Here is a 1,501-nt window from a genome sequence, read left to right as displayed (position 1 = left end):
GGGGCCGACCGCGCCCGAAGGTGGGGTCGCGAACGGGGTCTCCCGTCCGCGACCCCACCCCGATGCGGTGGTCCGGTGATCGCCCCACCGGACCACCACATCGTAGTAAGCGCTTTCTATCCTGAAGAAAAGCTAACCTGCCCCCAGCGCTCTGACAAGGGCGCGTCCGTTTTCTTTCAGCCGGAGGGCAAGGCATGGCAGTGACGCTGGCCGACGTGGCGGCCCGCGCGGGGGTCTCCGCCGCGACCGTCTCCCGGGTGCTCAACGGGAACTACCCGGTCGCCGGCACCACTCGCAGCCGGGTCCTGCGGGCCGTGGAGGAACTGGAGTACGTGGTCAACGGGCCCGCCAGCTCGCTCGCCGCCGCCACCTCCGACCTCATCGGGGTCCTGGTCAACGACATCGCCGACCCCTTCTTCGGGATCATCGCCGGGGGCGTGCAGTCCAGGATCGCGCCGGTGGACGCCCCCGACCCGCGCGGACGCAAACTCGCCGTCGTCTGCACCACCGGCGGCTCCCCCGAACAGGAGCTGACCTACCTCACGCTGCTCCAGCGACAGCGCGCCGCCGCGGTCATCCTCACCGGCGGCGCCGTCGAGGACCCCGCCCACCAGGCCGCCCTCGCCGCCGCGCTGCGCCGCATAGAGCGCGCCGGGGCCCGGGTGGTGCTGTGCGGGAGGCCCCCGCTGAGTCCCCCCGTGGTCGAGGACGAGGGGGGCGCCCGGGGGGAGGCCGCGACCACGATCGGCCCCGACGGCACCGAGGTGGCCCTCCCCCGGGCCGCCGACCTCCCGCGTCCCGCCTGCCTGGCCTTCGACAACCGGGGCGGGGCCCGGGCCCTGGCCGAACACCTGATCTCCCTGGGCCACCGGGAGATCGGCTACCTCGCCGGCCCGGCCGAGCGCACCACCACCCGTCACCGGCTGGAGGGCCACCGGGCGGCACTGGAGGCGGCCGGCCTCGCCGACGGGGCGGGGGACCGCGTCGTGCACGGCCGCTTCGACCGGGACTCCGGCTACGAGGGCGCCCGCGAACTGCTGCGCCGCTTCCCCGGACTGACCGCGATCGCCGCCGCCAACGACACCGTCGCGCTGGGGGCCTGCGCCGCGCTGCGGGAGGCCGGCCTGCGGGTGCCCGAGGACGTCTCCGTCACCGGCTTCGACGATCTCCCGTTCGCCGCCGAGGCCGCCCCGGCGCTGACCACCGCCCGTCTGCCGCTGCACGAGGCGGGCGCCCGGGCGGGGCTGCTGGCCCTCGGCGTGGAGGAGCCCCCGCCGGGCGGGGTGGCCGTCATCGGGACCGAACTGCGGGTGCGCGCCTCCACCGCGCCGCCGCCCTCCGGCCCGCGCCCGGCGCGCACCGACTGAGCGGCGGGGCGCGCCGGGGGGCGGCAGTGCGGGACGTACCGGTCGCGGACCCGGGCGCCGGGTATCCCTCCCGGGTACCGGCACCGGCCCCGTACGCTGCCGCCATGACCACCACCGGCGCCCCCGACCCCGGC

1 protein-coding gene is annotated in these 1,501 nt (G+C 76.9%); it reads left to right on the top strand.

Translation table 11 applies throughout. The annotated features are described in order from the left end of the window. Positions 1 to 194: 194 nt before the first annotated feature. Positions 195 to 1,367, top strand: coding sequence for a LacI family DNA-binding transcriptional regulator (locus FOE67_RS25480; protein ID WP_182667173.1), 1,173 nt, complete (start codon positions 195 to 197; stop codon positions 1,365 to 1,367). Positions 1,368 to 1,501 lie beyond the last annotated feature (134 nt).

It is taken from the genome of Streptomyces calidiresistens (assembly GCF_014141525.1).
In the GTDB taxonomy this organism is placed as follows: Bacteria; Actinomycetota; Actinomycetes; order Streptomycetales; family Streptomycetaceae; genus Streptomyces; species Streptomyces calidiresistens.
The sequence above is the reverse complement of the archived record's forward strand: the minus strand, read 5'-3'. Positions and strand labels throughout refer to the sequence as shown.